9 protein-coding genes and 1 pseudogene are annotated in these 9,351 nt (G+C 27.4%); 1 reads left to right on the top strand and 9 read right to left on the bottom strand.

The features are described 5' to 3' along the window. Nucleotides 1-901: pseudogene (locus AZI32_RS18625) on the top strand (hypothetical protein); the annotation flags it as partial. A gap of 472 nt (nucleotides 902-1,373) precedes the next feature. Here the strand turns inward: AZI32_RS18625 and AZI32_RS16395 are convergent. From AZI32_RS16395 to AZI32_RS16435, 9 genes are all read right to left on the bottom strand, one after another. Continuing rightward, nucleotides 1,374-1,895 (bottom strand): cysteine hydrolase family protein, encoded by a 522-nt coding sequence (locus AZI32_RS16395; RefSeq protein ID WP_061996960.1) that lies wholly within the window; start codon nucleotides 1,893-1,895, stop codon nucleotides 1,374-1,376. Nucleotides 1,896-1,996: 101 nt separating this feature from the next. Next, complete coding sequence (locus tag AZI32_RS16400; RefSeq protein ID WP_061996962.1) at nucleotides 1,997-2,971, bottom strand: alpha/beta hydrolase; 975 nt, start codon at nucleotides 2,969-2,971, stop codon at nucleotides 1,997-1,999. Nucleotides 2,972-3,355: 384 nt separating this feature from the next. Further along, nucleotides 3,356-3,619 (bottom strand): hypothetical protein, encoded by a 264-nt coding sequence (locus AZI32_RS16405; RefSeq protein ID WP_010291812.1) that lies wholly within the window; start codon nucleotides 3,617-3,619, stop codon nucleotides 3,356-3,358. Nucleotides 3,620-3,813: 194 nt separating this feature from the next. Next, nucleotides 3,814-4,005 (bottom strand): hypothetical protein, encoded by a 192-nt coding sequence (locus AZI32_RS16410; protein WP_010291814.1) that lies wholly within the window; start codon nucleotides 4,003-4,005, stop codon nucleotides 3,814-3,816. 71 nt (nucleotides 4,006-4,076) lie between these two features. Further along, nucleotides 4,077-4,424 (bottom strand): TIGR04076 family protein, encoded by a 348-nt coding sequence (locus AZI32_RS16415; RefSeq protein WP_010291815.1) that lies wholly within the window; start codon nucleotides 4,422-4,424, stop codon nucleotides 4,077-4,079. Nucleotides 4,425-4,688: 264 nt separating this feature from the next. Further along, nucleotides 4,689-5,717, bottom strand: a complete 1,029-nt coding sequence (locus tag AZI32_RS16420) for a sensor histidine kinase (RefSeq protein WP_061996964.1) — start codon at nucleotides 5,715-5,717, stop codon at nucleotides 4,689-4,691. Then, nucleotides 5,710-6,393 carry a response regulator transcription factor gene (locus AZI32_RS16425; RefSeq protein ID WP_061996966.1) on the bottom strand — a complete coding sequence of 228 codons (684 nt, stop codon included), beginning with the start codon at nucleotides 6,391-6,393 and terminating at the stop codon, nucleotides 5,710-5,712. The genes AZI32_RS16420 and AZI32_RS16425 overlap by 8 nt, the downstream gene beginning before the upstream one ends. Before the next feature lie 11 nt (nucleotides 6,394-6,404). After that, entirely contained in the window at nucleotides 6,405-8,435 is a 2,031-nt protein-coding gene (locus tag AZI32_RS16430) for an ABC transporter permease (protein WP_061996968.1), read from the bottom strand. After that, a complete protein-coding gene (locus tag AZI32_RS16435; RefSeq protein WP_061996970.1) occupies nucleotides 8,425-9,201 on the bottom strand; it encodes an ABC transporter ATP-binding protein in 777 nt (258 codons plus the stop codon). The genes AZI32_RS16430 and AZI32_RS16435 overlap by 11 nt, the downstream gene beginning before the upstream one ends. Between the last annotated feature and the right edge of the window lie 150 nt (nucleotides 9,202-9,351).

Raw genomic sequence — 9,351 nt, forward strand, 5'->3', positions numbered from 1 at the left:
TATAACAAGGATTTATCATAAATGTTTTTTATTTTATTCAGTTGTAAAATTATTCAAGTATTTTTGCACTATTATAGATGGATATAATGGTACTGACTTTTCAATTCTACGTATACAAAATGGTACCTCAAATTGGATTTCACAAACCAATTGGAATGTAGATACAATGGATGGTACTGGACCTTCTGGTATGACACTTGATCCTACAAAGGGTAATGTATATACAATTCAATTTCAATGGCTTGGATTTGGCGTAATAAACTATTATGTTACTTCAACAACAACTGGTCAACCTATATTAGTTCATAGAATTGAATATCCTAATACAGCTATAGTGCCATCTGTTTATAATCCTAATTTTCCTTTAACAGCTAAAGTTGTTAATAGTGGTAATACGTCTAATATAGTATTAAAAACAACATCTGCAATGGCATTTTGTGAAGGTGATGGCTTTTCTCAAGCAATAATTACTAGAAATTCTGTTTCTAATTCAGTTGCATTAACTACACCAACAAACCAAAATGTTTTAACTTTATTAAATACTTCAACTTTTGTAAGTAAAGTCAATAGAACTCGAATACGTTTAGATTTTGTTTCTACTAGTGTTGATGGAGCTAAAGCTGTTAATTTTAAATTGATTAGAAATGCTACTTTTGGAACTACACTTTCCTATACTCCAATCAATGCAAATACTAGTGTTATCCAATATTCTACAACGCAAACTTCCGCTACCGGTGGAATACAAATATTTACTTTTGAAGTTCCAATAAACTTAGGTGCCCAATTAAATTTAACTTCATTAAATATCTTCCTTGCTCCTGGTGAAACTTTAACTCTTCAGGCAACTTCTAGTAATAATAATCAAGTTGATTGCGCTTTAAGTTGGGAAGAACTATGGTAAAGGAAAATTTTTATTATTTAAATTTTAATTTAATAATTCTTTAATAACAAGGAACCTTTCAATAATTACTTTAAAGGTTCCTTGTTAATTTTATAGAGAAACAAGCTCCCACTTGAATTTATTCAATAACTTTAAAATAATTTTATATATAGAAGTACTGCTAATCAGTGTTACTATTTTTTGATGAATTCTCTCTAAAATACCTACAAAAAATATACAATATGATTAAAGGAATAATATTACCATAATCAATTGATTTAACAAAGATAATATCCATTGCTATATTACATACGATTAATACAATAGAAATTATAGAAACTACAGTTAGAATTTTAGACGATAACTCAATTACTTTTTTATTATTAATTATTGCTCACCTCACTTTATAAGACTTTTTTAACCTTTTAATACTATTCTAAATTAATTATAACCTGTTTGATAAACACCGAATTATTTAGTTTTTAAAGTACTACTATTTCATTATTTCAAGTGTTTCATTCACTGAAATACACTCTGCATATCTACCATTCCACATAAATTCATTGTAATACTTATAACTCTGCTCCGCTGACATAAATTTATTATCTACTGTTGTATTTGCATATGCTGGAACTACAATATTAAATCCATGTTCAAATCCACATTTTATAGTAGCATCAATACAATAATCTGTTTGCAATCCTACAATGATTATATTTTCTTCACCTTTGTCTATTAAATATTCTAATAAGCCTGTCCCCTTAAATGCACTATTAACAACTTTATCAAATATTTTTTCTTCATTTATTGGTTTAAATTTTTCATATATCTCGAACCCATCATTTCCTTTTGTTAGCTCATTTCCTATCCCATCATCATGACGTACATATATTACTTCAATATTATTTAACCTAGCCTGATTTATTATTTTTTTAACATTAGATACAAACATATCAAATTTATATAATTTTTCATTTGTTATTAATTTTTGCGTATCGATAACTAATAAAACCATTTTTTCTCCTTTTCAAATTCCCATTTATGCCTTTAACAAAGGTAGCATATTTTGTAAATATAAAATCATTAAAACTTTTAAAATTATTTAAATTAAATTTATTAATATAAATCTACATTAGTCTTTTCTTTATTATTAATGTCTATCAAAGCATCAAAAAATAAATCAGGTTGATCTATCATCGTCATATGTCCAGCACTAGGTATTAAATATAATTTTTTATACGGTGCATTCATTTTTTTAAAGTATTTTTCAGCAATAACATAAGGGGTTTGCCAATCATTTTCACCTAGAATATAATACATTGGCACTTTATATTCTTTAGATTCAGAATTTAAATCGAACTGAAATAGAAATGCCAACAAATCTTTATTTGCTTTGCTCCCTTTAATTGCTGCAGAAATATCAGAAAACTTTAAAATAGGACTTTTAAATACAGATATAAGCATAGAAAAACTTAGATTTACAGCTAAATTATATTTTCCCTGAATTTTACGTATGTTCATACACTTCTTCATAAAATTATCGTCAAATTTGTCCCCTGGATATTCCCCTAAAGCTTTCAGCTTTTTTAAATCTTTTTCATCGTTACACTGTATAATTAACTCCTTAGCTTTTTCATAACCAACTCGCTCATTTTCAATCATATTGATAACTTGCCCAACTCCAATATAATAAGCTACTTCTTCTGGGTATTGTTTTATAAATATACTACCTAAAGCACTTCCCCAAGAATGACCAAGTATTATTATTTTTTCCCTATTATATTTCTTCTTTAAATATTGAACAACTTCAAATAGGTCTTTTATCATCACTTCAATTGTAGGGTACTTATCTTTATTCTTTGTAAGAGTCTTTCCAGTTCCACGTTGATCCCAATGAACTACTGTAAAAACGTCTTCCCATTTTTCTTGAAACATATATGCAAATAATGATTCTGCACTTCCTGGACCACCATGTAAAAATAACATTACTGGATTATTATAATTTGTACCAGAATGAAATAAATATTGCTCAATTCCATTAATGCATACATATTCCTCAGAATAAATTAGTCTATTGGGCTTATTTTTCATAATTTTAACGCTCCTTTTAACATTGCCATAACTTAACTATTAGTAATTATATCACACACTCATGTTAATCAATGGTTATTTTACTAATAAATATAAGCTTTTCTCACTTTTTAACACCAAGTTATTCAGTTTTTAAATATCATTATTCATATTCATATTTTCAAAAATCGTTACATATTTTGTGGAGATTTTTAAACAACATTTTACTTTATATTTTATTTAAATTGTGACATAAAAATACCGCATATTCAGTTTAGAATAGTACGGTATTTCTAATAATTTATTTAATTTTATAGTTTAGTTGCTAAATGTGAATATTATACCCTACTGGCCACATATTTCAGATATTTTTATTTCCGTTGTATACTAAACTAACTTCAAAGGTTACTGAATTGCTTTTTTTCTCTTACTCTTTTCATTAATAAAATAAACTGCCAATAAAATCAATAAAGAAGTCCAATATATTATATTAATGATTGTTTGTGATGTTCCACCTACATTACTATATATGCCAAAAGATTTTCTATAAAAAATTCCTGTAATAGCCATCATAACTATAAGTAAATTAAAACTCTTTTTATCTTTACTAAATTTAATTATAAAATATATTCCTATGATAATAAAAAGTAAAATTGTACCATAATCCATAACAATATCCTCCCTTCTAAACGCATTCATTACCATTATTAATTAATTATAACATATTTTTCAAACTTGTATTATGTAATCTTTAAAAACACTTTTTATTAATTACTGTGTCATTTAATTGAATTATGAAATAAAAAACACCGCATATTTAGTTTAGAATAGTACGGTATTTTAAGAAACTATTTATTTTTCAATTATAAAATTAGATAAAAGTTATTCCCATAACTTGAATGTTGTATATCATATATATTAACCTTCTTTAAAAATGGAAACACATTTTTCACACATCTTTTTAGACCGTGGATTATATTTTTGAATACTTCCTGTAATGTACATATATTGGCAAGAGCATTACAATACCTTAAATCTAGTTTAAGAATTTCCAACAAAGTATCCCCCACTATATAAAATAAATAATTTTCATTTCACATTTTCTTCAAACTAAGCACAATAAAAACTAATCAAAAAACTTACCCTTATAAAAATTCTCATTGCCAAGTTTCTTTGCCGTCAGCCTGAACATGACGCAGCCATCTGGACATACAATGTCTTTGCTATATTTGCCATCGCCTCCAATGTTCTCTAAATCTCCGCCACTTCTGACCGACTCCATGATTGGGAACATAATCATCATGACCTTAGAACAGATACCTTGTCCATCTGCATTTATGGGACAGCCATAAGTGCAGGTATACTTGTCCCCGACTTCCTCTCCGTTTCGGCAGTATCGCTCTGTATGGTCACTGCGAAGAAACCCAGTTACCTCAATTTCAAATTCGTACTCCTCATCATACCACTTTTTCATGATTAACCTCCAAGTTTCTGTTTATTTGTATATCTCATAAAAATAATTTTTATTTAAAACCTTCATATTATCATGATTCAATCATAACATATTTTGTAAATACCAAACTATCTAATTTTCAAATAACACTTTTTATTAATTACTTCATCATTTAATCGAATTATGATATAAAAAATACCGCATATTCACTTTAGAATAGTACGGTATTTTATAAAATCCACTTTTAAAACTATAACTTTCATTAATTAAGTGTTTTTTCTATACTTATAAATCAATAATCTTAAGAAATATCAATGCAATTTGAAAACCTTCAGTATATTTCTCATTTAACTCTAGCTTTATTTTTAATCCTTCTGATACTTGTTTTGCTAGATATAAGCCCATTCCTGTAGAATTTTTTCTTTGTTCCCCAATCATACCAGTAAAACCTTTTTCAAATATAAATGGTAAATCATAAGGTTTAACTCCAATTCCATTGTCTCTTATATTTAGCTTTATGTATTTCTCATTTTCAACTGAAGTAATAACTATTTTTGCCTCAGTTTCTTCGACATCTGTGTACTTAATTGCATTGCTAATTATTTGTCTTATTATAAATTGCATACCTCGTTTATCAGATACAACCTTGCAGTCACCAACATTTAAACTTACGTCTATACCTTTTTCCTGTAATATCACTTTATATTCTTCAATTACTTCTGCACAACTATCATTTAATGAAAGTTCTTTTAAAAAATAATCTTTACAAGTAGATTTTAGTCTTGCATAATATAGCATTCTTTCTATATCTTCTTGCATTTTAGTTCTTACATATTGCAATCTCTTATATGCTACTTGTGATATTTCATCTTTTCTATTATCTAACACAAAGGTCATTAATCCTAATGGCGTTTTTATTTCATGTGCCCAAGCTTCTACGTATTCCTCGTATTCATCTATTCCTTGCTTATAAGTGTTTATAGTACTTTGATTTTCTCTTAAAATTCCACCTATTTTTCTAATTACATTAGCTTCTTCATGATTAAATAACTTTATAATTTGATTTTCATTATTTATAGTAGGTTCATTTAAATAGTTATAAATTGCATCTTCTCTTTTTAAATCATTTTTATACAGAATAAATGCTATAGCACAATACAAAATCATTGACCCAATTATCATTGTAGGAAAAATATAACGAAAAGCCTTATCATTGCTAAGCCACAACAGTCCACCAAATATAAAATTTAATATAAGTATAACAATGATCCAAAGTCTATTTTTTATTAATATTCCTCTTATCTTTTTAATCATTGTTTTCTCCTATAGGCTCTAAGGAATACCCCTTTCCTCTAATTGTATTTATCTTATAATTAGTATCTAATTTATGTAAAGATTTCTTTAGCCTTGTCATATTTACATGAAGGGCATTTTCATCAATATATTTTGTTGTACCCCAAAGCTTATTTAATAACATTTTCTTAGTAACAAGCTCCTTATAATTCTCAAGTAGTAATTCCATTATCTTCCCTTGATTTTCAGGTAAGATAGCAACCTTCCCTTTAATGTTTATTGTATACGTTTGTAAATCTAAGCTAACATCCTTTATTTCTACAAAATGCATTCTATCCTCTAAACGACGAAGCAAATTAGTTATTCTTGCTAACAAACGTTCTTTATGACAAGGCTTGTTTATATATTCATCTGCGCCAATATCAAGGGCATGTAACTCATCCTTCATTTGATCACGCCCTGTTAAAACAAGTATTGGAACATTACTTTTATTTCTAATTCCTTTACATACTTCAAAGCCAGATATTTCTGGTAAGTTTAAGTCTAATAATACAAGGTCTGGTGAAGCAGATATAATCTTATCTACCACATTAGAAAATTTAATTATAGAAAAGGTATCATATCCTTCCTTCTCTAAAATATACTGAAGCTCTTCTCTCATAAAAAGCTCATCTTCTACAATTACAATCTTCTTCACTATTATCACCTCTAATTATCTTCTCTCTTAACATCCATAAGTTTTAGAATGCTCTTATCACTAATTTTCTTTACAAAGTGCATATAAAATAATTCTACCATACATATTAGCACAATAATAGGAATTGCAATTATCATTAGTTTACTAACCTGCTCTTTCATTGTTGTTGGCATAAGACCTGTAAATAATGCTCTTACTGAAAATATGCTATTTATAGCTGCAACTATTATTGGTAGTGAAAAATACCAAGTAATTTGATTTCTTGCAGATTTGCATAACATCTCATAGCTTGCACCAAGGTAAGTTAATGATAAATACCTTTTTTTTGTTTTTTCTTGATGCATTAAGAACTGTACTCCCATAACTGTATTGGCTATTATAAGAAAAATAACTGCTAAGTAAATAGTTGTATAGCTTGCTGATACTGTGAAAAATAATTCTCTTCCTATATTTTGAAGATAACTTTCATAACTTATTTCAGTAGTATCAAGTTTTTCATTAACATAACTAATAGCTTGCATTAATCCCTTTTCTCTAACAAATCCCTTATTTAAAGTTACATTCCAATAAGTATTTACATTATTTGGTCTTGTGTATTTGTTAAAAACTTCTTCAGATACTATTAACCCTCTACTTATAGTAATTAACCTATCTGTTACAATACTATCAGAATAGTATTTTTCTCCTATGATATATTCTTCACCATCTAAGTATAAAGAAGGTTTTTCCTTTAAAACACTTTCCATTATATCACCAATTTTAAACTTGGGATTTTCATAAAGCGCTACTTCATTATTCTTTAATTCTATAGGAGCTTTACCTTGTAATTCTAAAATTTCATTATATGAATCTACTGAAATTAAATATGGTGAATCAAATACTTGAAGGTTATTTAATAAAATATCCTTTTCTTTACCATCTTTTTGATTTTCTACAGCTTTTATTAAGCCTTCTGGTGAAAAAGTGTCACTATATAACATTCCAATTCTCATATCATAAAAACCATCAATATATTTATTTAAATCTAACTTGTTTATTAAAGACTTTACTTCTTCCTCATCTGCTTGAAAGGTATAATCAATAATATGTGGTTCCTTTGAATTAAATAAGAATCCAACTGATATGCCATATGCAAAGCAAGTAATTGTCATTAAAACTAATATTGATGAAATAGCCATAGTATTTGGTTTTAGAAATACTGATTCTTGCAATTGCCTAAAGGTAAACATTTTCAATTCATTTCTGTTAGTTTTCTTTTTAAGTATTATTTCAAACAAAACTCCTATTCCTTGAAGTAATAGGAACATTCCACTAAGACCTAGTATTACTGTTATTCCAAAGAACTTTAAACTCGACCATGATATTTCCGTTATTGCAATGGTAAATGCTACTGCAAGTAAAATACTTCCTAATAACAACTTAATTGTAACAACTACCTTGTTAATTTTTCTTTTCTTTTCTGATTGGGAATCTGAAAGTAATTCTATAACCTCTTTTCTTGAAAATTTACCACTTAAAATAATAATTGCTACAAATCTAATAATAAAATAGCCAACAATAGTCCCAATAACAGCTGAAATTGAAAAGGTAAAGCTATGTCCTATTATGCCTAGCCCTACTATTTTAGCTGTCACTAAACTAATAACTTCTGATATAAAAACTGCTACTGGAATACCAATTGCTAATGACAATATACTGTTCCATAACTCTTCTACAAAAAGCATTAATACTAATTTACTGCGTTTCATACCAAGCATTAAGTACATTCCAAGTTCCCTGTTTCTTCTTTCTAGCTGATATTTACCTGCAAAATATACAAGAAAGAATAAGATAAATAAAGATAATCCATATAAAACTGGAATCAATAAAAACAACTTTTCCAAAGCCTGACTTTCCATAGTCTTTAAAAATATAATAACATCTTGCTTTTCAAGAGATAAAATAATATAAAATGCAACTATAGACACTATTAACGATACAAAGAACAACCCATTTTCTTTTCGATTTCTTTTACTATTTCTTTTAACTAAATCATAAAACATTTGCACTTCCACCTCCTAGTTGTGCCATAACTAGAAGTATTCTTTCATAAAACGCTTGTCTAGATTCCTCTAATTTTTTATACCTTAACTCATGAAAAAGTTTTCCGTCTTGTATAAATAAAATCCTTGAACAAAAGCTAGCTACATTTGCATCATGTGTAACCATTAAGATGGTTGATTTTTCTTCTTCATTTAAATCAGCTAGTTTTTGCATTAAGGCTTTTGCATTTTTAGAATCTAATGCTCCTGTTGGCTCATCAGCTAAAATAATTTGTGGGTTTAAAATTAAAGCTCTTGCAGCAGCTACACGCTGTTTTTGTCCTCCTGAAATTTCATTTGGAAATTTGTCTAATATATCTTTTATCTCCATATATTCTGCTAATTTTTCTACTTCTACCTTATTATTATCCTGTAATTTATTATGAATAGCCATTGGTAGTAATATATTTTCCCTTGCTGTTAAATTTTCTAGTAATTCGAAATTTTGAAATAGATATCCTATTTTATTTCCTCTATACTTAGCTAATTTGTTACCTTTAAATTTTTCTACATTCTCACCATTTAATAAAATATTTCCTTCTGTAGGATGAGTTGTAGTTGCAATGCAATTAAGTAACGTTGTTTTTCCTGAACCACTACTGCCCATGATGCCAATAAATTCACCATTTATTACTTGAAAGTTTATTCCATCTAAAGCCTTAGTTACAGAATCTTTTTTACCATAATATTTTTTTAAGTTTTTAACTTCTAATATTCTTTCACTCATTATAATCACCTTTCATATCATATCCTTATAACAAATAAATAGAACTCCTGATTTTTATTTGCTTTTCATATTCTATAGGGTTCCAAGTTGATAGCTAAAATTATACTGAATAATAAAAATCTTTCTACAAATACTTAATATACGTAAATT

It is taken from the genome of Clostridium sp. ATCC 25772, from assembly GCF_001573875.1.
Taxonomy (GTDB): Bacteria; Bacillota; Clostridia; order Clostridiales; family Clostridiaceae; genus Clostridium_J; species Clostridium_J senegalense.

Excerpts from the sequence above, each read along its gene's own strand:
- AZI32_RS16395 (WP_061996960.1), bottom strand. The coding sequence starts at position 1,895 with ATGGTTTTATTAGTTATCGATACGCAAAAATTAATAACAAATGAAAAA.
- AZI32_RS16400 (WP_061996962.1), bottom strand. The coding sequence starts at position 2,971 with ATGAAAAATAAGCCCAATAGACTAATTTATTCTGAGGAATATGTATGC.
- AZI32_RS16405 (WP_010291812.1), bottom strand. The coding sequence starts at position 3,619 with ATGGATTATGGTACAATTTTACTTTTTATTATCATAGGAATATATTTT.
- AZI32_RS16415 (WP_010291815.1), bottom strand. The coding sequence starts at position 4,424 with ATGAAAAAGTGGTATGATGAGGAGTACGAATTTGAAATTGAGGTAACT.
- AZI32_RS16420 (WP_061996964.1), bottom strand. The coding sequence starts at position 5,717 with ATGATTAAAAAGATAAGAGGAATATTAATAAAAAATAGACTTTGGATC.
- AZI32_RS16430 (WP_061996968.1), bottom strand. The coding sequence starts at position 8,435 with ATGTTTTATGATTTAGTTAAAAGAAATAGTAAAAGAAATCGAAAAGAA.
- AZI32_RS16435 (WP_061996970.1), bottom strand. The coding sequence starts at position 9,201 with ATGAGTGAAAGAATATTAGAAGTTAAAAACTTAAAAAAATATTATGGT.